The organism is Modestobacter altitudinis (assembly GCF_005930475.1).
GTDB classification, from domain to species: Bacteria; Actinomycetota; Actinomycetes; order Mycobacteriales; family Geodermatophilaceae; genus Modestobacter; species Modestobacter altitudinis.
This window is the reverse complement of record NZ_SJEW01000040.1, coordinates 1-25,712: the sequence shown is the minus strand read 5'-3', so window position 1 is coordinate 25,712 and position 25,712 is coordinate 1. Positions and strand designations below refer to the sequence as shown.

Annotated in this window: 26 protein-coding genes and 1 tRNA gene; 11 read left to right on the top strand and 16 right to left on the bottom strand. The window is 73.5% G+C overall.

Annotated features, from left to right (window positions below):
* Positions 1 to 54: 54 nt before the first annotated feature.
* Positions 55 to 1,440, bottom strand: coding sequence for an FAD-dependent oxidoreductase (locus FHL79_RS15275; RefSeq protein ID WP_246080828.1), 1,386 nt, complete (start codon positions 1,438 to 1,440; stop codon positions 55 to 57).
* Positions 1,441 to 1,522: 82 nt separating this feature from the next.
* Between FHL79_RS15275 and FHL79_RS15270 the strand changes: the two genes are divergently transcribed.
* Positions 1,523 to 1,831: a putative quinol monooxygenase gene (locus FHL79_RS15270; RefSeq protein ID WP_138759440.1), complete on the top strand. Its 309-nt coding sequence runs from the start codon at positions 1,523 to 1,525 to the stop codon at positions 1,829 to 1,831.
* A 45-nt stretch (positions 1,832 to 1,876) separates the two neighbouring features.
* Here the strand turns inward: FHL79_RS15270 and FHL79_RS15265 are convergent, their stop codons facing one another.
* The 4 genes from FHL79_RS15265 to FHL79_RS15250 all read right to left on the bottom strand — a co-directional run bounded on the left by FHL79_RS15265 (position 1,877) and on the right by FHL79_RS15250 (position 7,451).
* Positions 1,877 to 2,686, bottom strand: a complete 810-nt coding sequence (locus FHL79_RS15265) for an Fpg/Nei family DNA glycosylase (RefSeq protein ID WP_138759439.1) — start codon at positions 2,684 to 2,686, stop codon at positions 1,877 to 1,879.
* Between the two features lie 72 nt (positions 2,687 to 2,758).
* On the bottom strand, positions 2,759 to 4,129 hold the full coding sequence (locus FHL79_RS15260) for a cryptochrome/photolyase family protein (protein WP_138759438.1): 1,371 nt from the start codon (positions 4,127 to 4,129) through the stop codon (positions 2,759 to 2,761).
* 41 nt (positions 4,130 to 4,170) lie between these two features.
* Positions 4,171 to 4,491, bottom strand: a complete 321-nt coding sequence (locus tag FHL79_RS15255) for a GNAT family N-acetyltransferase (RefSeq protein WP_138759437.1) — start codon at positions 4,489 to 4,491, stop codon at positions 4,171 to 4,173.
* A 281-nt stretch (positions 4,492 to 4,772) separates the two neighbouring features.
* Positions 4,773 to 7,451: a hypothetical protein gene (locus FHL79_RS15250; protein WP_138759436.1), complete on the bottom strand. Its 2,679-nt coding sequence runs from the start codon at positions 7,449 to 7,451 to the stop codon at positions 4,773 to 4,775.
* A 648-nt stretch (positions 7,452 to 8,099) separates the two neighbouring features.
* Between FHL79_RS15250 and FHL79_RS15245 the strand changes: the two genes are divergently transcribed.
* Positions 8,100 to 8,175: transfer RNA gene (locus tag FHL79_RS15245), tRNA-Arg, on the top strand.
* A gap of 157 nt (positions 8,176 to 8,332) precedes the next feature.
* Here FHL79_RS15245 and yczE read toward each other — a convergent pair.
* Positions 8,333 to 8,983, bottom strand: coding sequence for a membrane protein YczE (yczE, locus tag FHL79_RS15240; RefSeq protein ID WP_138759435.1), 651 nt, complete (start codon positions 8,981 to 8,983; stop codon positions 8,333 to 8,335).
* Between the two features lie 95 nt (positions 8,984 to 9,078).
* On the opposite strand from yczE, the gene FHL79_RS15235 reads away from it, so the two are divergent.
* The 3 genes from FHL79_RS15235 to FHL79_RS15225 all read left to right on the top strand — a co-directional run bounded on the left by FHL79_RS15235 (position 9,079) and on the right by FHL79_RS15225 (position 11,831).
* Positions 9,079 to 10,461, top strand: coding sequence for an aminotransferase-like domain-containing protein (locus FHL79_RS15235; RefSeq protein WP_171058177.1), 1,383 nt, complete (start codon positions 9,079 to 9,081; stop codon positions 10,459 to 10,461).
* A gap of 57 nt (positions 10,462 to 10,518) precedes the next feature.
* Entirely contained in the window at positions 10,519 to 10,956 is a 438-nt protein-coding gene (locus FHL79_RS15230; RefSeq protein WP_138759433.1) for a hypothetical protein, read from the top strand.
* Positions 10,957 to 11,096: 140 nt separating this feature from the next.
* Positions 11,097 to 11,831 carry a response regulator transcription factor gene (locus FHL79_RS15225; RefSeq protein ID WP_138759432.1) on the top strand — a complete coding sequence of 245 codons (735 nt, stop codon included), beginning with the start codon at positions 11,097 to 11,099 and terminating at the stop codon, positions 11,829 to 11,831.
* 75 nt (positions 11,832 to 11,906) lie between these two features.
* Here the strand turns inward: FHL79_RS15225 and FHL79_RS15220 are convergent, their stop codons facing one another.
* On the bottom strand, positions 11,907 to 12,743 hold the full coding sequence (locus FHL79_RS15220; protein WP_138759431.1) for a phytanoyl-CoA dioxygenase family protein: 837 nt from the start codon (positions 12,741 to 12,743) through the stop codon (positions 11,907 to 11,909).
* 102 nt (positions 12,744 to 12,845) lie between these two features.
* Here FHL79_RS15220 and FHL79_RS15215 point away from each other — a divergent pair, with 102 nt between their 5' ends.
* Complete coding sequence (locus FHL79_RS15215) at positions 12,846 to 13,832, top strand: LacI family DNA-binding transcriptional regulator (protein ID WP_138759430.1); 987 nt, start codon at positions 12,846 to 12,848, stop codon at positions 13,830 to 13,832.
* 4 nt (positions 13,833 to 13,836) lie between these two features.
* On the opposite strand, the gene FHL79_RS15210 is transcribed toward FHL79_RS15215, so the two are convergent.
* From FHL79_RS15210 to FHL79_RS15185, 6 genes are all read right to left on the bottom strand, one after another.
* Entirely contained in the window at positions 13,837 to 14,733 is an 897-nt protein-coding gene (locus FHL79_RS15210) for an aldose 1-epimerase family protein (RefSeq protein ID WP_171058176.1), read from the bottom strand.
* Positions 14,730 to 15,731, bottom strand: coding sequence for an ABC transporter permease (locus tag FHL79_RS15205; RefSeq protein WP_138759429.1), 1,002 nt, complete (start codon positions 15,729 to 15,731; stop codon positions 14,730 to 14,732). Before FHL79_RS15205 ends, FHL79_RS15210 begins: the two co-directional genes overlap by 4 nt.
* Positions 15,728 to 16,741, bottom strand: coding sequence for an ABC transporter permease (locus FHL79_RS15200; protein ID WP_218938481.1), 1,014 nt, complete (start codon positions 16,739 to 16,741; stop codon positions 15,728 to 15,730). The genes FHL79_RS15205 and FHL79_RS15200 overlap by 4 nt, the downstream gene beginning before the upstream one ends.
* Positions 16,734 to 18,371, bottom strand: a complete 1,638-nt coding sequence (locus FHL79_RS15195) for a sugar ABC transporter ATP-binding protein (protein ID WP_246080827.1) — start codon at positions 18,369 to 18,371, stop codon at positions 16,734 to 16,736. Before FHL79_RS15195 ends, FHL79_RS15200 begins: the two co-directional genes overlap by 8 nt.
* A gap of 84 nt (positions 18,372 to 18,455) precedes the next feature.
* Positions 18,456 to 19,565 (bottom strand): ABC transporter substrate-binding protein, encoded by a 1,110-nt coding sequence (locus tag FHL79_RS15190; RefSeq protein WP_138759428.1) that lies wholly within the window; start codon positions 19,563 to 19,565, stop codon positions 18,456 to 18,458.
* A 156-nt stretch (positions 19,566 to 19,721) separates the two neighbouring features.
* Positions 19,722 to 20,510: a DeoR/GlpR family DNA-binding transcription regulator gene (locus FHL79_RS15185; RefSeq protein ID WP_138759427.1), complete on the bottom strand. Its 789-nt coding sequence runs from the start codon at positions 20,508 to 20,510 to the stop codon at positions 19,722 to 19,724.
* A gap of 196 nt (positions 20,511 to 20,706) precedes the next feature.
* On the opposite strand from FHL79_RS15185, the gene FHL79_RS15180 reads away from it, so the two are divergent.
* The 4 genes from FHL79_RS15180 (at position 20,707) to FHL79_RS15165 (ending at position 23,364) form a co-directional block, all read left to right on the top strand.
* Positions 20,707 to 21,153 carry an SRPBCC family protein gene (locus FHL79_RS15180; protein ID WP_138759426.1) on the top strand — a complete coding sequence of 149 codons (447 nt, stop codon included), beginning with the start codon at positions 20,707 to 20,709 and terminating at the stop codon, positions 21,151 to 21,153.
* A gap of 44 nt (positions 21,154 to 21,197) precedes the next feature.
* A complete protein-coding gene (locus FHL79_RS15175) occupies positions 21,198 to 22,043 on the top strand; it encodes an NAD-dependent protein deacetylase (protein WP_138759425.1) in 846 nt (281 codons plus the stop codon).
* Between the two features lie 2 nt (positions 22,044 to 22,045).
* On the top strand, positions 22,046 to 22,348 hold the full coding sequence (locus FHL79_RS15170; RefSeq protein ID WP_138759424.1) for a biopolymer transporter Tol: 303 nt from the start codon (positions 22,046 to 22,048) through the stop codon (positions 22,346 to 22,348).
* A 101-nt stretch (positions 22,349 to 22,449) separates the two neighbouring features.
* A complete protein-coding gene (locus FHL79_RS15165; protein ID WP_138759423.1) occupies positions 22,450 to 23,364 on the top strand; it encodes an MSMEG_6728 family protein in 915 nt (304 codons plus the stop codon).
* On the opposite strand, the gene FHL79_RS15160 is transcribed toward FHL79_RS15165, so the two are convergent.
* The 3 genes from FHL79_RS15160 to FHL79_RS15150 are packed head-to-tail and all read right to left on the bottom strand — an operon-like array spanning position 23,252 to position 24,971.
* Complete coding sequence (locus FHL79_RS15160) at positions 23,252 to 24,217, bottom strand: aminoglycoside phosphotransferase family protein (RefSeq protein ID WP_138759422.1); 966 nt, start codon at positions 24,215 to 24,217, stop codon at positions 23,252 to 23,254. The genes FHL79_RS15165 and FHL79_RS15160 overlap by 113 nt on opposite strands.
* Positions 24,214 to 24,615: a PaaI family thioesterase gene (locus FHL79_RS15155; protein WP_138759421.1), complete on the bottom strand. Its 402-nt coding sequence runs from the start codon at positions 24,613 to 24,615 to the stop codon at positions 24,214 to 24,216. Before FHL79_RS15155 ends, FHL79_RS15160 begins: the two co-directional genes overlap by 4 nt.
* Complete coding sequence (locus FHL79_RS15150; protein WP_138759420.1) at positions 24,612 to 24,971, bottom strand: VOC family protein; 360 nt, start codon at positions 24,969 to 24,971, stop codon at positions 24,612 to 24,614. Before FHL79_RS15150 ends, FHL79_RS15155 begins: the two co-directional genes overlap by 4 nt.
* Before the next feature lie 118 nt (positions 24,972 to 25,089).
* On the opposite strand from FHL79_RS15150, the gene FHL79_RS15145 reads away from it, so the two are divergent.
* Complete coding sequence (locus FHL79_RS15145; protein ID WP_138759419.1) at positions 25,090 to 25,635, top strand: YbaK/EbsC family protein; 546 nt, start codon at positions 25,090 to 25,092, stop codon at positions 25,633 to 25,635.
* The last annotated feature ends 77 nt before the right edge of the window (positions 25,636 to 25,712 follow it).

Sequence of the window (25,712 nt, the reverse complement as noted above, 5' to 3'; positions counted from 1 at the left end):
CGCGGCCCGGACGGCCCGGCCCAGGGCCGAGTGCCTCGAGCGGGGGCAGCGCCCTCACCCCTCCGCGGCCGCGGCGGCGGCGCGGACGGCGGCCAACAGCTGCTCCCGGTCGTGCAGGGTCGTCCGGGCGCGACCGTGCACGGCGCCGAGGGCGATCTCGGCGGCGTCGATGGCCCGCCAGTCGGCGAGCAGCACCGGCCGCCCGCCCCGGGCCAGCAGGGTGTCGACCCAGTCGTCGTCGCCACGGGGCACGAGGACGCGCGACGCGGCGTCGTCCAGCAGCGAGGCGACGGTCTCCCGGGCGTCGTGCTTGTTGGTGCCCACGACGCCGGTCGGTCCGCGCTTGATCCAGCCGGCCACGTACTCCCCGGGGCTGGGCACGCCGTCGCGCAGCACCCGGCCGGCCCGGTGCGGCACCGTGCCCCCGTCCAGCGGCAGCCCGGGAAGCGGGTGCCCGCGGTAGCCGACCGAGCGCACCACCAGGTCGGCGGGGATCGTGGTCGTCTCCCCGGTGCCGACCGCGCGGCCGTCCTCGTCCACCGTCGTCCGCTCCACCTCCACCCCGGTGACCCGGTCGGTGCCCAGCAGCCGGACCGGCCGGGCGTGGAACTGCAGCCGCACGGTCGTCCACCCGACCACCGGCCGGTTCTCGGTGAAGCCCTGCAGTGCGGCCAGGTTGCGGGCCACGTGCCGGTCCGCGGCGGCCAGGGCGTCGTTGCCCGGGTCGGCCAGGTCGCGGGGGTGGACCAGCACCGTCGCCCGCGCCAGGTGCCCCAGCTCGCGCAGCTCCTGGGTGGTGAAGGTGGCCTGCGCCGGTCCGCGCCGGCCGAGCACCGTCACCCGTTCCACCGGAGCGGCCGCCAGCGTGTCCAGCACGTGCTGCGGCATCTCGGTGGGGTCCAGCTCGGCGGGGGAGCGGGCCAGCACCCGGGCGACGTCGAGCGCCACGTTCCCGACCCCGACGACGACGACGTCGCGGGCCCGCGCCACGGCCTCCTCCACCCGCGCCCGGTCGGCATCGGGGTGCCCGCAGTACCAGGCGACGACGTCGGTGGCGGCCAGGCTGCCGGGCAGCTCCTCACCGGGGACGCCCAACCGCCGGTCACCGGCCGCGCCGTAGGTGTAGACGACCGCGTCGACGTGCCGGCGCAGCTCGTCCAGCGGCAGGTCGGTGCCGATCTCCACGTTGCCGACGAACCGGACCCGGTCGTGGTCCAGCGTGTGGTGCAGCGTCTCGCGCAGCGCCCGCATCTTCACGTGGTCCGGGGCGATCCCGTGCCGGACCAGCCCGAACGGCGTGGGCAGCCGGTCGACGAGGTCCACGGCCACCGGGACGTCGTCCTGGCCGGCGAGGGCCTCGGCGGCGTAGATGCCCGCCGGCCCGGCTCCCACGACGGCCACCCGCAGCGGGCGCCGTCCGGTCCCTGCGGGTTCGGCCACGCCCGCATCGTCGTCCCCAGCGCGGGTAGGCGCCAGGGTGAGCCGTACCTGCCCGGCCGAACCGCTCTGTGAGGAGACCCTGTTGTCCATCCTGATCGTCGCCACCATCTCGCCCAAGCCCGGCCGCGCCGACGCCGTCCGGGAGGCGTTCACCGCCGCCATCCCGAAGGTGCACGAGGAGCCCGGTTGTGAGCTCTACGCCCTGCACGAGGACGGCTACGGCTTCGTGATGATCGAGCGCTGGGCCACCCAGGACGACGTCAAGGCCCACGGCGCGGGCGAGACGTTCAACCAGCTCTCGGAGAGCGTCAAGGAGGACCTCACCGAGCCGATCGGCATCCGGCTGCTCACCGCGGTCCCAGCCGGCGACGAGGCCAAGGGCGCCGTGTGAGTGAGCGGAGTCCCAGCGCATCACCAGCCGAGCGCTGGGACTCCGCTACACCACCTGGCAGGTGGGGCACCAGAACAGGTTGCGGCCGACCATGACCTCGGTGCGCACCTCGGTACCGCAGATCCGGCAGGGCAGCCCGGTGCGCCGGTAGACGTAGTGCGCGTCCTCCCGCAGCGCCGGGCCGCGCCGGCGCTCCCGGTCGGCGCGTTCGGTGGTGACGATCCGGCCCGCCTTGACCCCGGCCCGCATCAGGACCACCAGGTCGGCCCACATCCGCGACCACTCCTCGGCGTCGACCTCCCGGCCGGGGCGGAAGGGGCTCATCCGCTGCCGGAACAGGATCTCGGCGCGGTAGACGTTGCCGACCCCGGCGAGCACGGCCTGGTCCATCAGCAGCGCGCCGATCGCCACCCGGCTGCGGGAGATGCGGGCGAACGCCTTCGCCGGGTCCGACCGGCGGCGCAGCGGGTCCGGGCCCAGCCGGTCGAGGATGAACTGCACCTCGCCGTCGGTGATCAGGTCGCAGGCGGTGGCGCCGCGCAGGTCGGTCCACACCCCCTCACCGTCCTCGCCGGGCCCCTCCCAGCGCATCCGCAGCGCCCCGCGGGGCACCGGCGGCAGCCCGGTGCCGGAGGTGTACGAGCCGTAGAGGCCCAGGTGCACGTGCACGACGTCCGGGCCGAAGGTGGCGAACAGGTGCTTGCCGTAGGAGGTCACGTCGTCGAGCACCCGGCCGTCCAGCAGCTCAGCCTGCGCGGCGAACCGCCCCTGCGGGCTGCTGACGTGCACCTCGCGGCCGGCGAAGGCGAGCTGTTGCTCCCGGGCCAGCCGGAACAGGGTGTGGCCCTCAGGCACGGGCGCCTCGCTGCGTCATGACACCAGCGTGACCTGCGCGGACGCGGTCTGCCACGATGGAGGACGTGATCCTCATCCGTTCGCGCGGACCCGGTTGTACCGGTCCAGGCTCACCTCGCGCTCGTGCGCGTGGTCGACGATGCGCTCCGGGTAACCGGCCGGCAGACCGCCGGGCGCCGTCCACGGCTCGTGCACGTACGCCGGGTCCACGTCGCGCAGCTCGGGCACCCAGCGCTTGACGTACGTGCCGTCGGGGTCGAACTTCTTGCCCTGGGTGATCGGGTTGAACACCCGGTAGTAGGGCGAGGCGTCGGTGCCGGTGCCGGCGACCCACTGCCAGCCGTGCTGGTTGCTGGCCAGGTCGCCGTCGACCAGGTGCTGCATGAAGTACCGGCCGCCCAGGGTCCACTCCTGGTGCAGGTCCTTGACCAGGAACGACGCGACGATCATCCGCACCCGGTTGTGCACATAGGCCTCGCCGAGCATCTGACGCATCCCGGCGTCGACGATCGGGAAGCCGGTGCGGCCGGTCTCCCAGGCGTGCACCAGCTCCTCGGCGTGCGGGCCGGAGTCGTAGCCCATGCCCTGCAGCTCGGGCTTGAGGTACTGCCGGGCCGAGTCGGGCCGGTGCCACAGCACGTCGGCGTAGAAGTCCCGCCAGGCCAGCTCGTCGGTGTAGCGGCGGACCGACGCCTGCCCCTCCTCGGCCGCGAGGTCGGCCAGCAGCGTGCGGGGGTGGATGCAGCCGTACTTCAGGTAGGCCGACAGCCGGCTGGTGCCGTTGGTGCCCGGGAGGTTGCGGCCCTCGTCGTAGCCGAGCAGCCGTTCGTCGCGGAACCGGTGCCAGGCCTCCAGCGCGGCGGACTCGCCGGCCGGGGGCAGCGCGACGCCGCCGAGGTCCGGTGGCTCGGGCGCCGGGTCCGAGCGCACCCCGGTCTGCCACGGGACGCGGTCGGGCCGGGCGGCGGGGGAGTGCCAGCCGTGCTCCCGCCAGGCGCGGGAGAAGGGCGTGAAGACCTGGAACGGGGTGCCGTCGCGCTTGGTGACCCGGCCGGGCGCGACCGCGTAGGGCGAGCCGGTGCGGACGAGGGGGACCTCGCCCAGCGCCCGCTCGACCGCCTCGTCGCGCTCGCGCCCGTAAGGGCCGGCGTCGGCGGTGACGTGCACGCTGACCGCGCCCAGCTCGGCGACCAGCGCCGGGACGACGTCGGCCGGGTTCCCGGTGCGCCGGACGAGAGCGCCACCGGTGTCCGCGTCGAGCTCGGTCAGGCAATTGAGCAGGAAGCGGCGGCGCGGGTCGCCCGAGGGGCCGTAGAGCCGGTCGTCGAACACGAACAGCGGGACGACGGTGCCGTCCGGGCCGGCCGCGTCGACCGCGGCCAGCAGGGCCGGGTGGTCGCTGAGGCGCAGGTCGCGGCGGAACCAGAGCAGCGCAGTGGGCACCGGTAGAGCCTAAGAAGGTCGTGCCCAACCCGCTGGGTGGATCAGCTGTTGGCGGTCGCCAGCCCGAACGTCGGGCGGTCGGCCTCGGCGACGAGGTCGAGCTCCTCCGGGTGGTCGAGGAGGTACTTGCGGATGAAGGAGCAGTAGGGGAGCACGTGCAGGTGGCGCTCGCGGGCCGCGGTCAGCACGCCGCGGACCAGCTCGGTGCCCAAGCCACGGCCGCCCCGCGACGGGTCGACCTCGGTGTGCGGCAGGGTCATCACACCGCCGTCCACGTGGTAGCTGGCCAGTCCGACGCACTGCTCGCCGTCCCGGATCTCGAAGCGACCCCGTTCGGGGACGTCGACCACCGTGATCTCCATCAGATCTCCACCTCCCGCGCCGCCGGCGCCGTTGCCGGGGCTCGTGCTCAGTCAAGGTAACCGTTGCGGCACGACAGCGCCCCTATCTCTTCCGACGAGTTCACCCACGGGGATGTTCCCGCGTCCCCCGGGAGTGGCCAGGAACGTCGAGGGGTCCCCTGCTCCGACGAACGTCAGCAGGACCGGGGTGGCTGCCCAACGCCGACGGGCGCGGCGGGCCTGTCGGCCCGCCGCGCCCGCTGGGGGTGCTGCGTCAGTGCTGGTCGTCCAGTGCCTTCTCCTTACTCGGCGATCGTGCGGGGGTTGCTGGTCACGGCGGTGGTGGCGTAGCCGTGCTTCTTGCCGGTCAGCGTGAAGGTGATCTCCGAGTTCACGTCCTCGTCGACCAGCTGGTAGCTGAGACCGGTGGCACCGGTGATGGCGACGCCGTCACGCTCCCACTGGTAGCCGAACGTCGCGCCCTTCGGGCTCCACGAGTACACCTTCGCGGTCAGCGTGCTACCGACCGTGGTGGTGCCGTAAATCTTCGCCGCCTTGGCCGAGCTGAAGGCCGTGGCCACCGCCGCGGTCTTGGCGCTGCCGACGGTCTTGGTGACGTAGCCGGTGGCCGAGTGGGTGACCCGGACCGACAGCTGCTGGCCCATGTCGGCCTTGGCCACCTTGTAGTACGACTTCGTGGCCTTGTCGATCGCCTTGGTACCGCGGTACCACTGGTAGCTGAGCTTCTCACCGTACGAGTCGCCGGCGTCCGCCCGCAGGGTGTTCCCGACGCCCGCCGCGCCGCTGATGGTCGGCGTGTCCAGGTTGGTGAAGGAAGCGAAAGCGACCGTCTTCTCGAGGACGACCTTGCCGGCGTAGCCCGCAGCGTTGGTGCCAGTCACGGTGACGCTGAGCTTCTTGCCCGCGTCCGAGGGCTTGAGCGCCGAGTAGGAAGCGGAACCGTCTGTCCACGAGTACGAAGGACCGGTCTGCCCCTGGACGGTGACGCCATTGAGAGCCCATGCGTAGGTGAACGTGGTGCCCGAGTCCCACTCCTTCGTGGCCGTGGACGGGTCCGGGTTCACGGCAGGAGCCGCGCCGTTCACCTTCGGGGATGTTGCCCACGCCGGCGCACCGATCTTGTCGGCGGCCAGGTCACCCGCGAGCACCACGGCGGTCTTCTTGCTGGTCTGGGTGTCGTCGTTGTAGCCCGCCTTGATCGCGGTGACGGTCACAGCGACGCTCTTGCCGACCTCGAGAGCGGTGAGCTTGAAGGTGCTCTCGTTGGCGTCGTGGGCAATCGGGACGAGGGTCTTGCCATCAGTGGACACCGTTGACCACTGGTAGGAGGGGATCGTCCCCTCCACGTTGGCCTTGCCGGCGGTCGCCGTCAGGGTTTCGCCGAGCTTGGCAGTGCCGGAGATGGTCGGCACCCCGCTGGTCATGTCGCTCGCGGACACCGGCAGGGTCTCTGCGCTGGGCTGCGTCCGAGAGGCGTAGCCCGTCTTGACGGCGGTCACGTCGACGGTGAGCTTCTTGCCCACCTGGTCGGCGGTCGGGACGAAGGTCGACCCGGTGGCGCCGGTGATGGCGGCGTTGCCGGCGTACCACTGGTAGGTGTAGCTGTCCTGGACCGGGGTGGTCGTGCCAGGGGTGGCGGTCAGCGTCTTGCCGACAACCGCCGTGCCGGTGATCGCCGGCGCAGAGCTGACGAGCGAGCCCTGGGCAACGACGGACGTCGGCGCGACTGCGGTTGCGCTGGCGCTGTTGAAGCCCTTCTTCGAGCCGAAGATGGTGACGGTGATCTTCTTGCCGGCGTCCGCCCCGACCAGCGTGTACTTCGCGCCGTTCGCGCCGCTGATGTTGGTGCTCACGCCGGTGGTCGCATCGACGGTCGCCCACTGGTAGGTGAAGCCGAGGGTGCTCGGGTCCGAAGCATTCGGCGACGCAGTGAGGGTCTGGCCGACGGTGGCGGTGCCGTCGATGAGCGGAGCCCCAACAACGAAGCTGCCGTTGCCGACCTTGGCGACGGTGGCAGTCTGGGACGCGTCGGTGTACCCGGTGGCTGCGGCCGTGGCCGTAACCGTGATCGAGTTGCCGGCGTCGCTGTCCTTGAGGGTGTACGACTTGCTGGGACCGTCCTGCAGGACCGTGCTGCCGGTAGCGAACTTGTAGTTGATCGCGGGCGGGGTGGTCAGCGTGGGCGTCACCACGGCCGTTGCCGTCAAGTTTTCACCAACGTTGGTGTTGGAGAGGGTCAGGCTCGTCCAGGTAAAGGTGCCGTTGGCGACGGTCTTGGTGGCCGCGCTCGGCGAGACATCATTGTTGTAGCCGGGCGCCGTGGTGGTGGCCATGGCGTACACGGTCTTGCCGGCCTCGGCGCCGGTGAGGGTGTAGGTCGACCCGCTGCCGATGCTGACATTCGAAGTCCCGGCGTACCACTCGTAGGTCGGGGCATTGGCAGTGGCTGGCTTGCTCACCGACGAGGCGACCTTCAGGGTGTCGCCGACCTTCGGCGCGGCGCTGGTCGGGTCGGTGACGTTCTTAGCGTCAGTGATGTTTGAGATCGTCGGGGAGCTGGCCGCAATCTTGCCGGCTGCGACGGTCTGCTTAGCGCTCTCCACGGGAACGACGGACGTGTCAGCCTTCTCGGAAACCCGGACGCTCAGCTGGGCATCGTCGAGCCGGAGCTGTGCCGGGATCGTGAAGGTCTTGTCGTCGGTGTCACCGTCGGTGACCACGTTGACGCTCTTGTCGGGGAGCGTCTCGAGCCACTCGTAGTTGGCGTTGGTCCAGCCCGAGGCGATGGCGGTGACGGTGCTGCCGACCTGGACGGTGCCACCGATCTCGGCGGTCTGGGAGGCGGCCATGGCCGGGGCGCCGGCAGCGATGGAGCCGATCAGGATCGCGGCGGCGGTGGTCGAGACGGTGAGGCCACGCCACCGGGAGGGGCGGGCCTGGTCGATCGCGGTGCAAGTCACGGGTGGGGTCCTGTTCGTGAAGTGGAGTCGGAAGGGGTCCGGGGCCCCGTTGCTTCGATCCCGGGGGCGACGCCCAAGTTATCGGCAGTCTTGGGTCAAGAATCAGCTCTAGCTCAAGTCTGCTTGTGCGTTTCTGTCCCACTTGTCACACGCACCCCTCAACTTGCCACCAGACCTGTCCGGAAGCGCCCCAGAAGCTGACAAGGACGGCAGATTCGATTGATTGGGCGATGCCCAGGTCTGCGTCCGACAGGCTTCAGGGACGTCCGTGCTTCTCGTAGGGCTGGTGGCGAGCTGCTGGCCGGTTGCCGCCGCCCGCTGCTGAACGGGGCCGTCTGCATTCCGCCGGAGCCGGTGCAGCGCTCCAAAGGCCTGCGGCGCCGACCAGGCGTCGAACGACGTGCGAACGGCGGTGCGCCGGCGAGCGGGCGTCGGCCGAGCCGGCTGCTTCGGCGGTTGCCCTTTCGTTGATCGCCTTGTCGACTCATCGACCTGGACTAGAAGGTGCGCAGCGGCGGTGACCGACCGATGACGCGTCCCCGTCCGCAGCGAGAGGGGCGATCGGACCTGGGCGGTCGTCGAGCCGGTTCCTCGTGCCAGGATGGGTGCCGCCCAGGCGGCGGTGCGTGGGGGACATCGGCACCGTCAGCCCCCGTAGCTCAGGGGATAGAGCATCGGTTTCCTAAACCGTGTGCCGCAGGTTCGAATCCTGCCGGGGGCACCAGCAAACGGCTGACGGCTCGGTCGAGCCGGCGTGGACCTGCGGTCCCGCCGTGTTGCCTGCCCCGGGCACGAGGCGTCGCACTCGCCGAGCGGCGGCAGGCGGACCGAGTGCCGGTCGATCCACCGACTCGCCGATTCGAATCTCAAGCCAGGGCGGCTCATGGCCGCGCGGGTGTCGCCTGCCCGACGTCGCGGGTGGCGGGCCGCGTCCGCAACCGCAGCGCGGGGACGGTGCGGTGCATGATCGGCCCGATGGTCACGGCGTAGAGCACGGTGCCGACGCCGACCGTGCCCCCGAGCAGCCAGCCGATCCCGAGCACGGCCACCTCGATGGACGTGCGGACCACCCGAAGCGAGTGCCCCCGCGCGGCGATGCCGGTGGTGAGCCCGTCCCGCGGGCCCGCGCCCAGCCCGGCACCGATGTAGGCGCCGGTGGCCACCCCGTTGAGCACGATGCCGGCCAGCAGCAGCGGCACCTGGACGCCGACGGTGCGCACCTCGGGCAGCACGGCCAGCGTGGCGTTGATGGTCAGCCCGACCAGCACGACGTTGCCCAGCGTGCCGAAGCCGGGGCGGCGGCGCAGTGGGATCCACAGCAGCAGGACGACGACCCCCGTGATGATCGACCACGTGCCGACCCCCAGGCCGAAGCTCTCCGACAAGCCCTGGCCCAGCACGCTCCACGGCATCAGCCCGAGCTCGGCCCGCAGCATCAGCCCGACGCTGATCCCGTACGCGACCAGCCCGGCGAGCAGCAGCCCGAACCGGGCGGGACGGCGGTCGGCGGGCACGGGTTCGATCAGGCGCATGCGCCCACGCTGGCAGTGACCGCCGTCCCGGCGACAGGGCCAAGTCCGACGTCTTGGCCCTGTCGCGACCAGGCCAAGTCGCGCAGGATGACCCAGTGCGCACCGACCGTCTCGCCGAGCTGCTGTCGCCCTGGCTGGTCGGAGGCCCGGCATACGCGGGCGTGGCCGCGGGCGTGCGCGGCCTCGCCCTGGACGGCCGGCTGGTGGTCGGCTCCCGCCTCCCGTCCGAACGGCAGCTCGCCGCCGCGCTGGGGCGCAGCCGCACCACGGTCACCGCGGCGTACGACGTGCTCCGCGCCGAGGGGTACCTGCACAGCGCCGCCGGTGCCGGCAGCCGGGTCCTCCTGCCGTCGTCCGCGCCGGTGCGCCCGGACGCCGACCCGGGGGAGCCGGCCGTCGTCGAGGACCTGACCGTCGCCGCGGCGCCCGCGCCGGCCCAGCTGCTGGACGCCGTCGCCGGGGCCACCGCCGACCTGCGCCCGCTGCTGGCCGGGTACGGGCTGCACCCCTTCGGACTGCCCGCGCTGCGCACCGCGGTCGCCGTACACCTGACCCGCCGCGGGCTGGGTACCGCGCCCGAGCAGGTGCTGGTCACCAACGGCGCGCTCGCCGGCTGGGACCTGCTGCTGCGCACCGTCACCCGGCCGGGGCAGCGGGCGCTCGTGGAGCAGCCCACCTACCCGGCGGCGCTGGACGCCGTCGCGGCCAACCACCTGCGGCCGGTGGCGCTGCCGGTGAGCGCCGACGGCTGGGAGCTGCCGGTCGCCGCGGCCGAGATCGCACTGCTCACCCCCGACGGGCAGAACCCCACGGGCCTGCTCGCCGACGACGCCCAGCGCCGCGCGCTGCTGGCCGCGCTCGACGCCCCGGTGGTCGTCGCCGACGAGACCTTCACCGAGCTGGTGCTCGACGGCGGGCCGCGGACCCCGATGGCCGCGCTCGACCGCCGGGTGGTGACCCTGGGCTCGATGAGCAAGGCCTACTGGTCCGGGCTGCGGGTGGGCTGGGTCCGCGCCGACCCCCCGCTGCTGGCCCGGCTCGCGCAGGTGCGCGGCACCATCGACCTCAGCAGCCCGGTGCTCGAGCAGCTGGTGGCGGCCCGGCTGCTGGCGGTCGCCGACGAGGTGCTCGCCGACCGGGTCGCCTGGCTGCGGGCCAGCCGGGACGCGCTGCTGACCGCGTTGGCGGAGCGGCTCCCCGACTGGCGCGTGGTCCGGCCGCAGGCGGGCGCCGTGCTCTGGGCGCGGCTGCCCGGGTACAGCTCCACCCGGCTGGCCGCGCACGCCCTCGACCTGGGCCTGCGGGTGACACCGGGACCCCGGTTCACCGTCGACGGCACCGCCGACCGGAGGTTGCGGCTGCCGCTCTCGGTGCCACCGGACCGGGCCGACGAGGTGGCTCTGCTGCTGGCCGCGGCGCAGGAGCGCACGGTGGCCGGCGCCGACACCCGCCGCATCCCGGCCCGCTGGACGGCCTGAGCCGGCCAGCCCCGGGGGCCCGTCGTCCCCTGCCGGGACGCAGGCGACACTGGTCGCATGACCGCCTCGAACACCCGGCCGCGCGAGGACCCCGCCCCGCTGTCCGCGGACGCGCGGGCGCTGCTGCACGCCCTGCTCGCCCACGACTTCCCCGGCGCGGCCGAGCTGCGGGCCCAGGTCGACCGGGCGACGGCGACCCCGGGCTGCAGCTGCGGGTGCGGCACCCTCGACCTGCAGGTGCCCAGCGACGTGCCGACCACGTCCTCCGGTGGCGCCGCACCGGTCGAGGGGACCGTCGTCGGCCCGGACGGGCGGCCCGTCGGCAACGTGCTGCTCTTCGTCGAGGGCGGCGCGCTGAGCAGGCTGGACGTCACCTCCTCCGGCGACCCGCTGCCGCTGCCCTCGCCGGAGCAGGTGACCTGGGGCCGCACGGCCTGGGCCGGCCAGGACACGGTGCGGCGGCCGGCCCGGTTCCGCCGCGACCAGATGCGCTGACCGAGGTCCCGCCGGCCACGGTGCGTGAGGACGCCGGCCGAGCTCGTCGAGGTTGGACCAGGAAAGTGTTCAAGCAACCCGTTCACCCGGTCGATCTACTGGTTGTCAGTCGATCACCCACTGTGAGCGGAGCAAGCAACGTGTCCACCCCGATGGCCGGCACCACCCGCGGCGTGACCCGCGTCCTCATCCTCGCCGACGCCCCGGTCCTGCGCCGTGGCCTGATCGGCATGGTCAACGAGACCGCCGGTCTGCAGGCGGTGGGCACCCCCGGTGAGCCGCGGCGGGCGCTGACCCTGGCCGAGACCGCCCGCCCCGACGCGGTGATCGTGGAGCTGGGCACCGGCCGGGCGGCGACGCTGAACGCCTGCCGGGACCTGCGCCGCCGCTATCCCCAGATCGCGATCGTGGCGATCGGCACCGCCGAGGACCCGGCCGTGGTCAACGAGGCGCTGGCCGCCGGGGTGCGCGGCTACCTGCTGATGAACACCTCCCCGACGCTGCTGGGCTGGGCGGTGCTGGCCGCCCGGGCCGGGCGGACCGTGGTCGACCCGCAGATCCGCCGCGGTGAGGCCGGGGAGGTGCCGGTGTCCCGCGAGCTGACCCCGGAGGTGCCGCTGACCCGCCGGGAGTCCGACGTGCTCGACGAGCTGCTCCAGGGCCAGTCCAACCGGGCGATCGGCAAGGCGCTGTTCATCTCCGAGGACACCGTGAAGTCCCACGTCAAGGCGATCCTGCGCAAGCTGGGTGCCCGCGACCGCGCCCACGCGGTCTCCCTGGTCCTGTCCGCCCGCAACGGTGGCACCTGCACCTGCGGCGCCCACGCCCTGACCACCGCGACCCCGGTCGTCACCGACGCCCCCGCCGAGGTCTGACCGCTCCTCTGCACGCGACAGGCGCCGCCCCCCGACGAGGGGGACGGCGCCTGTCGCGCGTGCGGGGCCGGTGGATCAGGCCTCACCCATCACCAGACCCTCGATGTTGTGCTTCTGGGTGATCGGGGTGAGCTCGTCGACCACCGGGCACTTCAGGTGGGCGCGCACCGACTCGGGCAGCGTCTCCCAGAACGCCTTGGTCACGGCCATGTCGTGCTTGTCGCCGTTGCCGGCGCCGGGGGCGTCGACACCGAGCACCAGCACCGGGCGGGCCTTGTCCGACTCGCTCTTCGTGCCGCGGTGGATGGTCAGCGCCGAACGGATCGAGATGTCGCCACGCTTCGGGAACTTGCGCACCGAGCGCTCCTCGAACCGGGGGTACCAGTCCTTCTCCGGGAACATGCCGTGCTTGAACGACGGGTCGTCGTCGAACTGCGTGCCGGGGGCGATCTCGAAGGGGCCCATGTCCGGCTCGGTGTCGACCGCGGTGGCGTTGATGGCCAGCGAGTTGATGACCTTCTGCTCGCGGGTGATCTCCGGGGACGGGAAGTCGCGGTGCCAGGGCTGGTTCATCGCGCCGGGGAAGGGGATGTCGAAGCCGATCTCGACGATCTCGTAGTCCGGGCCGAGGACGGCCGCGCAGACGCCGGTGACGGTCGGGTGGGTGACCAGCTCCAAGAAGCCGCGGATCTGCTCGGGGTGCACCTCGACGTACCAGCGGTTGGGGCCACGGCCGACGGCGCCGCCCTCACGGGAGCGCGCCTCGGCGAAGGCGACCTCGATGTCCTCGCGCAGCCGGTCGGCCCACTCGGTCGGGAAGGCGCCGGGGACGCCGACGATGCCGTCGGTGTAGATCGTGTCGCGCTTGGCCTGGACGTCGGTGTCCGTGGCGGCCGGGGACGTGGTCGTCATCGTGTTCTCCCTCTCAGTGGCTACCGTCATCTTGCAACGTGGCATGCCACGTTGCAAGAGATACCCTGAGGTGAGTTCGGAACCCAGGGGAGGAGCCCCGGCATGGTGCGTCTGCGCGACGTCGCCGCCCACGCGGGCGTCTCGGTCCGGACCGTCTCCAACGTGGTGAACGACTTCCGCTACGTGGCTCCCGACACCCGGGCCCGCGTGCAGGCGAGCATCGCCGCGCTGGGCTACCGGCCCAACGTGGCCGCCCGCACCCTGCGCAGCGGCCGGACCGGGCTGCTGTCGCTGGTCGTGCCGGAGATCGACTCGCCCTACTTCTCCGAGCTGGCCGCGCGCACCGTCCGGATCGCCGAGGCCGACGGCTGGACCGTGCTGATCGACCAGACCGACGGCGACGGCGAGCGGGAGCGCCGGTTGCTGCGCGGCGAGCGCAGCCAGCTGGTCGACGGGGTCATCTTCAGCCCCTGGTCGGTGACCGCCGAGGAGCTCGCCGAGCGCCCCGACGCCACCCCGATCGTGCTGCTCGGGGAGCACGCCGGGACGCCGCCGGTGGACCACGTCGTCATCGACAACGTCGCCGCGGCCGCCGCGGCCGTCACCCACCTGGTGCAGCGCGGCCGGCGCCGGATCGCCGCGGTCGGGGCGTCGTCCGCGCCGGCCAGCGAGACGGCCCGCCAGCGGGAGCTCGGCTACCGGCAGGCGATCGCGGCTGCCGGGCTGCCGGGGCTGGAGGCGCCGGTCTCCTCGCTGCACCGGGCCGAGGGCCACCGGGCGATGACCGAGCTGCTGCGCGCCGACCCGGCACCGGACGCGGCGTTCTGCTTCAGCGACGAGCTGGCCCTCGGCGCGCTGCGCGCCGTCGTGGACGCCGGCCTGCGGGTGCCCGAGGACGTCGCCCTGGTCGGCTTCGACGACGTCGAGGACGGCCGGTTCGCCGTCCCGCGGTTGACCACGGTGGCCCCGGACAAGGACGGCATCGCCCGGCTGGCGCTGGGGTCGCTGCGGGACCGGCTGGCCGGCGACGAGAGCCCGGCCCAGGTGATCACCGCTCAGCACCGGCTCGTGGTGCGCGAGAGCAGCTGACCGCTCAGGCCGGGCGGACCCCCCACTCGGCGCCCCACCGCTCGCCCGGCTCCAGGACGAGCAGGTCCTGGCCGGTGTTGAAGGCGTCGGGCCCGCAGGTCATCGCCTCCACGGCCAGCCCGCGGCGGTGCCGCGGGGAGTCGGCCGGGAAGTAGTCCGAGGTGTAGACCTGCCACCAGCCGAAGGCCTCGTCCGCCCAGACCTCCAGCGCGCGCCCACCGCCGGCGACCTGCACCGAGGTGCCCGAGACGTCGGTGAACGCGGTGTCCAGCCGGCGCCCGCGCAGGGGTGCGCCGTTCCGGAGGTCGTGCCCGCCCTCGGTCACCGGCCGCAGGGCGACCGGCCGCAACCGCTCGTCGGTCTCCAGCCAGGAGGCCGCGGGCAGGGTCAGGTCCAGGTCGTCGACGGTGCAGCCGGGCAGGACGACGTAGGGGTGCACGGCCACCCCGAACGGTGCCGCCGTCCAGCCGGTGTTCTCGACGCCGATCCGGCAGTGCAGCCCGTCGGCGGCCACCGACCAGCGGACGGTCAGGTCGAGGGCGAAGGGGTAGCCGGGCTGGGGCTCGACCGTGACCCCCAGCTCGACGGCGTCCTCGGTGACGCTGCGCGGGCTCCACGCCGTCCAGGCCACCAGGCCGTGCAGCGCGCAGCCGGTGGGGACCTCGTTGACCGGCAGCTGCAGCTCCTGGCCCGCCCATCTCCAGCGCCCGTCGGGCACGCGGTTGGGCCAGGGCGCGAGCACCAGCCCCTGGTAGGCCTCCGGCACCTCCTGCTCACCGAGCGGGTCGGCGACGTCCACACCGTCGACGGTGTAGGCGCACAGGCCGGCGCCCCGGCGGCCGATCACGGCCTCGTGGCCGCCCGAGCGGATGGTCCAGCGGGTCGAGCTGTCCGCCGTCACCGTCTGGCCCGGCCGGCCAGGTACCGCTGCAGGACGACGACGGCGAGCAGGATCGCGCCGCTGACCAGGTCCTGCCAGTTGGAGTTCAGCGACCCCACCTGGTTGATCACGTTGGCGATGACCTGCAGCAGCAGGACCCCGATCAGGGTGCCCAGCACGGTGCCGGCGCCACCGGCGAGCAGGGTGCCGCCCAGCACGACTGCGGAGATCGCCTGCAGCTCGGTGCCCACGCCGATGATCGGCACCCCGGAGGAGGTGTAGGAGGCGATGAGCACGCCGGCGAACCCGGCCAGCAGCCCGCTCGCGGTGTAGGTGATCACCTTGGTACGGGCCACCGGCAGGCCCATCAGCTCGGCGGCGTCCTCCTGGCCACCGATGGCCAGCACCGTGGGCCCGTAGGACGTGCGGTGCAGGATCAGGGCGCCCAGCGCGTAGAAGACCACCACGAGCCAGATCGGGAACCCGATGCCCAGGAAGCTGCCCTGGGCGAACTCGCGGAAGCCGCTGTCCGCCGGGACCTTGTAGACCGTCGCGCCCTCGTCGCTGATGAACAGCAGCAGCCCGCGGGCGAAGAGCAGGCCGGCCAGCGTCACGATGAACGGCGCCAGCTTGGCGTGCGCGATGATCAGACCCTGGACCAGGCCGATCGCCCCGCAGACGGCCAGCGGCACCAGCAGCGCGGGGAGCGTGCCGTACTGCGAGGCCCACGCCGCCAGCACCCCGCCGAGGGCGAACACCGACCCGACCGACAGGTCGATGCCCCCGGTGAAGATGACGAAGGTCATCCCCAGTGCGATGACCGCCAGGAACGAGGCCTGCAGCGCGATCGACCGGATGTTCGGCCCGGTGGCGAAGGAGTCGAACTGGACGCTGGCGATGACGCTCAGCAGCACCAGGACCACCAGCGCGCCCTGCTGCTGGATGCGCTGCACGACCTGCAGCCGGCGGGTGGCGGCCGACGTCCCGACGGCCTGGGGCGTCGTCTCGACGGTGCTCATGCGCGCGACCTCCGCCGCATCCGGGTGCCGACGGTGGCGTAGACGGCCAGGACGACGATGACCGCCTGGACCATCTGGGCCACGGAGTCGGTGATGTTGTGGGCGACCAGGGTGAAGGTGATCAGCTGCATCAGCAGGGCGCCGGCGACCGTGCCGAACACGCGCACCTGGCCGCCGGTCAGCGGGGTGCCGCCGACGACGACCGCGGTGATCGCGGTGAGCTCGACCAGCTGGCCCAGCCGCGTCGGGTCGCTGGCCTGGTTGCGGGCCACCAGCAGCACGCCGGCGAGGGCGGCCAGCAGCGCGGAGACCACGTAGACGGTGGTGAGCACCCGCTTGACCGGGAGACCGGCCAGCGCCGCGGCGCGTGCGTTGCCGCCGATCGCGACCAGCTGGCGGCCGTACGTGGTGCGGGTCATCAGCAGCGCCACCGCGACGATGACGACGATCGCTATCAGGACGACCCAGGGGATGCCGAGCAGCTTGCCGCTGCCCAGCTCGCGGAACCCGGGGTCGCGGATGCTCTTGATCTGGCCGCCCATGATGTTGGCCAGGCCGCGGCCGCCGACCATGACCGCCAGCGTGGCGATGATCGGCTGGACGCCCACCCGGGCGATCACCGAGCCGGACAGCGCGCCGGCGAGCACGCCGGCGAGCAGGCCGGCCCCGATGGCGCCCAGGGTGCCGTAGCCGATGTAGAGCGGGATGACCGCGGCGGTCAGCGCCATCACGGCGCCGACCGAGAGGTCGATGCCGCCGGTGCCGATGACCATCGCCATGCCCAGGCTCACCACGATGATCGGGGCGACCTGCACCAGCTGCAGCCGCAGCGACCCGGTGCTGGCGAAGTGCGGGGTGATGACCAGGTTGACCAGGACCAGCACGACCAGGCCCACGTAGACGCCGTTGCGCCGGAACCACGCGCCGTCCGGACCGCGCCTGCGGTCCGGGGTCTCCTCCGCCGGCGGCGGGGCCGCCGACTCGATCGCGGTCGCCGTGTGCTCAGCCACGGTCGCTCCTTCCTGCGCCGGCGGCGGTGCCGGTGTCCGAGGTGCTGGGGTGCGAGGTGCTGGTGTCCGAGGGGGTGCCCCCGGCGAGGGCGGTGAGCAGGTGCGCGGAGGTCAGCTGGTCGCCGGTCAGCTCCCCGGAGACCTCGCCGTCGTGCAGGACGACGATCCGGTCGCTCCCCTCGACCAGCTCGTCCATCTCGCTGGACACCAGCACGACGGCCAGCCCCTGCTCGGCGAGCTCGTCGATGAGGCCCTGCACCTCGCGCTTGGCACCCACGTCGATGCCGCGGGTGGGCTCGTCGAGGAGGAAGACCTTGGGCTCGGTGGCCAGCCAGCGGGCGATGAGCACCTTCTGCTGGTTGCCGCCGGACAGCTCGCGGACCTTCTGCCGGGGGCTGGAGGCCTTGATCTGCAGGCGTCGCATGAACACCTCGACCAGGGCGTCGACCTTCGAGTCGGAGATGATCCCGAGCCGGGACAGCCGGGGCATGACCGCGAGCGCGATGTTGTCCCGCACCGACAGGTCCGGGATGATCCCCTCTGCCTTGCGGTCCTCCGAGAGCAGCGCGATGCCGGCCTCCAGCGAGCGGCTGACCGACCCCGTCCTCACCCGCCGGCCGTCGATCTCGACGTCGGCCGCGGTGGTGTGCAGGTCGCCGTAGATCGCCTTCAGCGTCTCGCTGCGCCCGGAGCCCAGCAGGCCGCCGAGGCCGACCACCTCACCCGGCCGGGCGGTCAGGGCGACGCCGCGCAGCCGGTTGGGCACCTGGACCCCCGAGACGGAGAGGAGCGGGGCGGTGCCGTGCGCGTGCGAGTCGCCGAAGTCGGTGGTGCCACCGGCGCGGACGTCGCTGGCCTCCCGGCCGAGCATCAGCGAGACCAGGCCAACCCGGTCCAGCGCCGCCATCGGGCCGGTGTGCACGACGCGGCCGTCACGCAGGACGGTGACCGTGTCGCAGAGCGTCCAGAGCTCTTCCATGCGGTGCGAGACGAAGAGCAGGCCGACACCGGAGGCGGCCAGCGTGCGGGCGACGCCGAACAGCGTCTCGACCTCGCGGACCTCCAGCGAGGACGTCGGCTCGTCCATGATCACCACGCGCGCGTCGATCGAGACGGCGCGGGCCAGGGCGACCATCTGCTGGACGCCGAGGCCCAGCGAGCCGAGCTTCGCCCGGACGTCCACCTCGATGCCCAGGCGCTGGACCAGCTCGGCGGCCTGCCTGTTCAGCCCGCGGGTGTCCACCAGGCCGCGCCGACGCGGCTCCCGGCCCAGGTAGATGTTCTGCGCCACGGTCAGCAGTGGGACCAGGTTGATCTCCTGGTAGACCGTGGAGATCCCGGCGTCCTGCGCGTCGGCAGGGCGGGTGAAGGCCACCGGCTGCCCGCGGAAGCGCACCTCGCCGGCGTCGGCGGCGTGCACGCCGGTGAGGACCTTGATCAGGGTCGACTTCCCGGCCCCGTTCTCGCCCACCAGGGCGTGGATCGACCCACGCGCGAGGGTGAGGTCGACCCCACGCAGGGCGTGGACGCCGCTGAAGGACTTCTCCACGCCCCGGACGGTGAGCAGCGGCCCGGCGTCGTCCTCGGTCAGGCCGGGTGCACGGCTGTGGGCAGCGGTCGGCTCGGCCACCACGACTCCTCGTCGAGTTGTGCGGAGGCGCCCCCGGCCCGGGAGGGGCCGGGGGCGCCGGTGGGATGAGCAGTCAGCGACGACTCAGAACGCGTTGGCCAGCTCGGACTCGGCGTTCTCGGGGGTGTACTCGTCGTCGGCGATGATGATGTCCTCGGGGATGGCCTCCCCGTTCATGAAGTCGGTCAGCGTCGAGAAGGCCAGCGGACCGAACCGCGGGTTGGACTCGATGACCGCGTTGTACTGCCCGTCCACGATGGCCTGCACGGCGTTGCGCGTGCCGTCGATCGACACGATCTTGACGTCGGTGCCGGGCTGCTTGCCGGCGCTCAGGACGGCCTGCATGGCGCCGAGCCCCATCTCGTCGTTCTCGGCGTAGATGGCGTCGATCTCGGGGTTGGACTGGAGCAGCTGCTCGGCCACCGACTGGCCCTTGGACCGGTCGAAGTCACCGGTCTGCGAGGCGACGATCTTGATGTCCGGGTACTCCGCCTTCACCTGGTCCTCGAACCCGGAGGTCCGCAGGTCGGTGACGTTGTTGCCGGAGGAGCCCAGCAGCACCGCGACGTTGGCCTTGCCGTCGGTGGCCTCGTTCATGGCGTCGGCAGCGCGCTTGCCCTGGTCCTCGAAGTCCGAGCCGATGAAGGCCAGGTAGTCCGAGCAGGAGGCGTTGGTGACCTTGCGGTCGATGGTCAGCACCGGGACGCCCTTGGCCTTGGCCGCGGCCAGGGCCGGGTCGAGCCCGTCGGAGTTGACCGGCGCGACGATGAGCACCTGAGCACCCTGGTTGAGCATGTCCTGGATGTCGGAGATCTGCTTGGTCAGCTGGGCGTTGGCGTTGGTGACCAGCAGCTGCTTGACGCCCACCTTCGCCGCCTCGTCCTTGATCGACTGGGTCTCGGCGGCGCGGAAGGCCGCGGTGTCCGGCTCGGACTGGGAGAACCCGACGATGGCGCCCTTGAGGTCCACCTTCTGCATGCCGTAGCTCTCCAGGGTGCAGCCCTCGCCGGAGGCCGTGGTGTTCTCGACGGTCTGCTGCGCGGCCCCGGAGCCGGTGGACGCCGACCCGGCCGAGCTGTCGTCGCTGTCGCCGCTGTTGGCGCAGCCGCTGAGCACGAGGGCCGCGGTGGCGCCGGCGACGAGGATGCGGGACGGCCGCAGTGCGGTCCGTCGGTGGGCGATCGTGCGTGTCATGTGTGCGCTCCCTGTGAGGCCTCGTTGCCTGGTGCGGGCCGGACCTCCCGCCGGACCAGATCGAACAGGAACGGACACAGTCGCGCAAGCAAGGGTCACATCACGGTCTGGTGACGGTGCCGGGGTCCCCACTCCACACGCCGCCGGTCGTGCTGGTCACCCGGGCGCGCCCGGCACCTCCGCGATCGCCAGCCGGCCCACCCGGGCGGCCAGTTCCCGGCGTGCTGCCTCGGGCAGGCCGGAGTCCATCACCAGCACGTCCACCTCGCTGAGCGTGGCGATGCTGCTCAGCCCGACGATCCGCCACTTGGAGGAGTCGGCGACGACCACCACCTGGCGCGCGGCGGCCACCAGCGCCCGGTCGGTGTCGCTCTCCACGAGGTTGGGGGTGGTCAGGCCGGCGTGCTCGTCGATGCCGTGGACGCCGAGGAAGAGCCAGTCCACGTGCAGGCCGCGCAGGGCGCCGACGGCGACCGGCCCGACGAGGGCGTCCGAGGGCGTCGGCACCCCGCCGGTGAGCACCACGGTGAGGTCGCGGCGGGCGCTCTCGTGCAGCAGCCGTGCCACCGGCAGCGAGTTCGTGACCACGGTCAGGTCGGCCACCCCGAGCAGGGCCTCGGCGACGGCGTAGGTGGTGGTCCCGGCGGAGAGCGCCACCGAGTCGCCGGGTTCGACCAGGCCTGCAGCGACCTGGGCGATGGCCGCCTTCTCGCGCAGCGCCATGGCCGACTTGGCCAGGAAGCCGGGCTCGTCGGCGCTCCGGCCGTCCAGGGCGGTGGCGCCACCGTGCACCCGGGCGACCAGCCCCCGGCCGGCGAGGGTGGCGATGTCCCGCCGCACCGTCATCTCCGAGACGTTGAGCAGGCTCACGAGGTCGGAGACCCGGGCACCGCCGTGCGCCCGGACCGCCTCGAGGATCCGTTCCTGTCGTTGTCGCGCGAGCAACCGGCCGCCTCCGTCGTTGGATGTGGCGTCTCGCCGGAACGTGGTCGGGCACCGCGCTCGCCGCAGGCATCCGGCCTCCTGCCGGCGGCGTCCCGCGGCGACAGTAGTGGCTGACGCCCCCCCGGTGGCGGTGATCACCTGAGCGGGGTGTGCAGCTGCTGGTGAGACGCGCGCGGGGCCGGGCAGGATGACGGGCATGGGCCAGGTCGTCGCCACCGCCGAACGCGTCGTACGAGCACCCGCGGACGTGGTCCGCGCCGCGCTCGCCGACTACGTCACCACCCGCCCCGCCGCGCTGCCCGAGCAGTACAGCGAGTACCGGGTCGACGCCGGCGGGCGGGGCGCCGGCACCCGGGTGCACTGGCGGCTGCAGGCCACCGCCAAGCGGGTCCGCGAGCAGGACGTCGTCGTCACCGCCGGCCCCGACGGTGCGCTGGTGGAGAGCGACGCGAACTCCAGCATGGTCACCACCTGGACCGTCTCCCCGGCCGACGCCGGGGTCAGCACGGTGCGGGCGCGAACGACGTGGAACGGGGCCGGGGGCATCGGCGGGTTCTTCGAGCGCACCTTCGCGCCCAAGGGCCTGGCCCGCATCCACGAGGCGTTCCTGGAGCGGCTCGAGCAGGCGGTCACCACCGGCTGAGCCGGGCACGGGCGCATCGGTCGCCGGGCAAGGACGATGGGCCGGTGACCGCAGCACCCGTGGCCCTGGAGGGCGTCCCCGCGCTCGCTGACCTGCTCGCCGACGGCGGTGCACTGGTCCTCTCCGGCGCCGGCCTGTCCACCGACTCCGGCATCCCCGACTACCGGGGCGCGACCGGGTCGCTGCGCCGGCACACCCCGATGACCTGGCAGACCTTCACCCGCGACCCGCGCGGCCGGCACCGGTACTGGGCGCGCAGCTTCGTCGGCTGGCGGCAGATCGGCGACGCCCGCCCGAACGCCGGCCACCGGGCGGTCGCGGCGCTGCAGGCGGCCGGGGCGGTGGGCGAGGTGATCACCCAGAACGTCGACGGGCTGCACCAGGCCGCGGGCGCGCGGGACGTCGTCGAGCTGCACGGCGGGCTGGACCGCACGGTCTGCCTGGGCTGCGGGGACGTCGCCGACCGGGCCGCGCTCGACGTCCGGCTGCGGGCGGCGAACCCGGGGTTCCGGCCGGAGGTCACCGAGGAGGTGAACCCGGACGGGGACGTGGAACTGCCGGAGGAGGCCCTCGACGGGTTCGTGATGGTCGACTGCCTGGCCTGCGGCGGCGGGCCGCTCAAGCCCGACGTCGTCTTCTTCGGCGAGACCGTCCCGCGGGACCGCGTCGACCACTGCTTCGGGCTGGTCGACTCCGCCCGGTCGCTGCTGGTGCTGGGCTCGTCGTTGACCGTGATGAGCGGCTACCGGTTCGTCATCCACGCCGCCAAGCGCGGCATCCCGGTGGCCATCGTCAACTCCGGCCCCACCCGCGGTGACGCCAAGGCCGACCTCAAGGTGGACGCACCGCTGGGCGCGGTGCTCCCGGAGCTGGCCCGCCGGGTCGCCTGACCGTGGCCCGCGAGGTCGAGCACACCGACGACGGCCGCTGGATCGTCGTCGACGGACGGCGCTGGCGGACGGCGGACCCTGCCCTGCCCGCGGACGTCCGCAGCCGGCTGCTGCACCACCTCGGGGTGGCCCGCTCCGCGGTGCGGACCTCCCGCGGGGACGACGACGCGGTGGCCGCCGCCCGGGCGCGGGTGCAGCTGGCCAAGACCGGCCTCGGCGAGCGCGGCCCGGCCTGGTGGGACCAGGACGACGACGAGCGGCGGACCCAGTGGGAGGCGGCACTGCGCGAGCTGGACCAGTGGTGAAGGACCTCCCTGCCCCCCACCCCTCGCAAGCTCGTGGTGGGCCCCTGCAGGAAGGCCGCTGATCGGGCGACTTCGTCGACGTTCGACCAAGATGGACCGCGATGCAGACGTTCCTCCCGGTCGCCGACTTCACCGAGTCCGCCCGGCTCCTGGACAACCCCCGGCTCGGCAAGCAGCGCGTGGAGTGCCTGCAGGTGCTGCGCGCGCTCGAGCTGCCCGACTACGGCTGGGCCAACCACCCCGTGGTGACGATGTGGCGCGGGCACACCGCGGGCCTCGTCGTCTACTCGCTGGCGATGGTGCGGGTCTGGCGGGAGCGCGGCTTCGCCGACAGCACCGAGACGCTCATCGCCGAGTTCGCGCCGGATGCGGCGACGATGACCCAGGCCGAGGCGGCGGCCGCCGGCCTGCTGCCGAGCTGGGTCGGGGACGAGGAGCTGCACCTCTCGCACCGCTCCAACCTGCTGGCCAAGGACCCGGACGCCTACCGGTCGCACTTCCCCGGCGACCCCGACGACCTGCCCTACAAGTGGCCGGGCGCCGACGACGTCCCGCCGGCCTCCCTGCCCTCCGGCGTGCCGGTGTGGGTGGTGCGCCCCCGGGCGCACACCGAGCTGGGCGCCGCCCTGGCCACCGGCATCGTCGGGCTGGGCACCCAGGCCGGCATCGACGTCGACGCCACCGGGTTGTCACCGGCGCAGCTGCGGGCGCTGGCCAAGGAGCTCGCCGACAAACGTCCCAGCAAGGACCTGCGGCAGCTGTCGGCCTTCCTGGACGAGATGGCGCCCGGTGACCTGGTCGGACTGCCGGTCGAGCGCGGCGCCGGCCTGCTGCTCGGCGAGGTGGTGGGGGACTACTCCTTCGCCGGCCGGGAGCTGCTGCCGCACCGTCGACCGGCCCGGTTCAGCCACGTGGTGCCCCGGTCGGCGGCCCGGCCACCGGCGACGCTGCAGGACCCCCGCGCGCTGTTCCGGGTCGTCCTCGACCCGGCGGCGGTGCCCGCAGCCCTGCGCTGACCTCCTCGACCGCCGTCCTCAGCTGGTCCCGGGCGGCAGCGAGGTCGGCCGGCACCCGGACGGCGTGCACGTGCCACCAGGCCGCGGCGTGCAGCGCGCGGAGCCAGCCGAACGGCGCGAGGTCGGCATCGGTCGGTGCGCCCGGCAGCGCGTCGAGGGCGGCCCGCCCGTCCAGCCTGCTGGTCCGGCGCAGGCAGGCCAGGTCCCAGCCCAGCGGACCCCGGCTGGTGTCCTCCAGGTCGGCCCACACCCAGCCCGCCGGCGTGCGGAGCAGGTTCCCCGGGTGGGTGTCGCCGTGCAGCGTCGTCTCCGGCCCGGTCAGCAGCGGCCGCAGCCGGGCGACCAGCTCGGCCGTCCGGTCGACCAGTGCCGGGTCCGCGCCGAGCTCGCGACCCTGCACGGCGAACTCCGCCAGGTCCTCCAGCGGGGTGTCCAGCGGTGAGCCCGTCCACAGCGGTGGCAGGTCGGCCAGCGCGGCGTGCAGCTCCCCGAACGCCGCACCAGCCTGCGCCGGGGTCGGTCGCTCGGGCAGCACCTCGAGGTGGCGCCAGAACGAGAGGGTCAGCCCGTCCTGCTCGTGCGGGCCGGGCGGCAGCAGGTCCGAGGGTGGGACGACGGCGGCGCCGACCCCGGTGAGCGCCGTCGCCAGCGCCACCTCCCGCCCGAACGGTCCGCCGATCGCCGGCCGCAGCAGCGGGGTCAGCGTCGCGACCCGGGCCACGACCGGGGCCGGGCGCAGGTGCACCACCACGTTGACCCCGTCGTGCAGCACGACCGGGTCCGGACGGGGGAGCCCCTGGGCCCGGGCGACCGCCGCTGCGGCGGCGACGGCCCGCGCGACGCGGTCGGTCACGCGCCGGGCAGCGGCACGTTCTGCAGCCGGACCTGCCCCCGGGCGACCAGCTTGCCGTCCTCGCGGGTGAGCGTGACCAGCCACAGCTGCAGCGTCTTCCCCTGCTGGACCGGCTCGGCGACCACGTCGAGCCGGCCGGCGGTCATCGGCCGGAGGAAGTCCGTCTGGTTGGACACCCCGACCGAGAACTGGCCGCGCTCGGCCACCGCGGTGCTGGCACCGATGCTGGCCGCGGACTCCACGACGGTGCAGTAGACGCCGCCGTGCACCACGCCCCACGGGGTGTGGTGGGTCGGCCCGAGGTCGATGGACCCGGCCACCCGGGTGCCGGTGACCTCGGTCAGCTCGAGGCCGGTCGCCGCGACGAACGCGCTGGCGGTCGTCAGGTCCGGGGTCACACTGCGTCCCAGACGAGGCAGAACGGGTGCCCGACCGGGTCGGCGTAGACCCGGAAGTCGCCGCCGCCCCCGGGCAGCCGGCGGGCGCCCAGCTCGAGCACCTGCGGCTCGGCGACGTCGACGTCGGCGACCCGGATGTCGAGGTGGAACTGCTGCGGGCGGTCGGGGTCCGGCCAGTCCGGGGGCTGCAGGTCCGGGGCCTGCTGGAAGGCGATCCGGTAGCCGGCGCCGGTGGCCACGACCCAGTCGTCGCCGGGCTCGCCCGCGACGTCCATGCCGAGCAGCTCGGCGTAGAAGGTCGCCAGGGCGTGCGGGTCGGGGGTGTCGATGACCACGGAGTGCAGCTGACCGATCATGGCCGCCATCCTCTCCCGGCCAGGAGGCCCCCGACCAGCGAGAACCCGGCCGCCGGGGCGCGGGAGTCCGGCCGGCCCGGCCGAGCGGACCGGCTGCCCGGTGCCGCAGGATCAGCCCATGACCGCTGTACAGCTCGGCTCGCTGACCTGGCTGCCCGCCACCGACCACCCGGACCTCCTCGGCGCGCCGGTCGCTGCCGCGCTGCCCGGGCTGTCCGGCCCGGCCTGGGTCGCCGCGATCGACGAGGAGTCGGCCGACACCGCGGCGTTCACCGACTCCTACGGCGTGCCGGCGACCGCCTCGGCCAACTGCGTCGTGGTCGCCGCCCGCCGGGCGGGGGAGACCACCCTCGCCGCCTGCCTGGTGCTGGCCACCACCCGCGCGGACGTCAACGGGCTGGTGCGCCGGCACCTGGGCGCGCGCAAGGCGTCCTTCGCGCCCCAGGACGTCGCGGTCGCCGAGACCGGGATGGCCTACGGCGGGATCACCCCGATCGGGCTGCCGGCCTCGTGGCCGGTGCTCGTCGACCCGGCGGTCGCGGCCGCCGACCTCCTGGTGGTCGGCTCGGGCACCCGTGGCAGCAAGCTCGCGGTGTCCGGGGCGGTGCTCGCGGCCCTGCCGGGTGCCGAGGTCCTCGAGGGGCTGGGTCAGCCGGTCGACTGAGGGAGCGGCACCTACGCTCGGTCGCGTGTCCGGTCCCGAGCAGCCCGCGTCCCCAGGGTCGGCGGACGAGGCCCGCC

Coding starts and splice junctions, on each gene's coding strand:
- FHL79_RS15255 (WP_138759437.1), bottom strand. CDS start 4,491: ATGGAGATCACGGTGGTCGACGTCCCCGAACGGGGTCGCTTCGAGATC.
- yczE (WP_138759435.1), bottom strand. CDS start 8,983: ATGCGCCTGATCGAACCCGTGCCCGCCGACCGCCGTCCCGCCCGGTTC.
- FHL79_RS15230 (WP_138759433.1), top strand. CDS start 10,519: ATGACCGCCTCGAACACCCGGCCGCGCGAGGACCCCGCCCCGCTGTCC.
- FHL79_RS15220 (WP_138759431.1), bottom strand. CDS start 12,743: ATGACGACCACGTCCCCGGCCGCCACGGACACCGACGTCCAGGCCAAG.
- FHL79_RS15215 (WP_138759430.1), top strand. CDS start 12,846: ATGGTGCGTCTGCGCGACGTCGCCGCCCACGCGGGCGTCTCGGTCCGG.
- FHL79_RS15205 (WP_138759429.1), bottom strand. CDS start 15,731: ATGAGCACCGTCGAGACGACGCCCCAGGCCGTCGGGACGTCGGCCGCC.
- FHL79_RS15190 (WP_138759428.1), bottom strand. CDS start 19,565: ATGACACGCACGATCGCCCACCGACGGACCGCACTGCGGCCGTCCCGC.
- FHL79_RS15180 (WP_138759426.1), top strand. CDS start 20,707: ATGGGCCAGGTCGTCGCCACCGCCGAACGCGTCGTACGAGCACCCGCG.
- FHL79_RS15165 (WP_138759423.1), top strand. CDS start 22,450: ATGCAGACGTTCCTCCCGGTCGCCGACTTCACCGAGTCCGCCCGGCTC.
- FHL79_RS15150 (WP_138759420.1), bottom strand. CDS start 24,971: ATGATCGGTCAGCTGCACTCCGTGGTCATCGACACCCCCGACCCGCAC.
- FHL79_RS15145 (WP_138759419.1), top strand. CDS start 25,090: ATGACCGCTGTACAGCTCGGCTCGCTGACCTGGCTGCCCGCCACCGAC.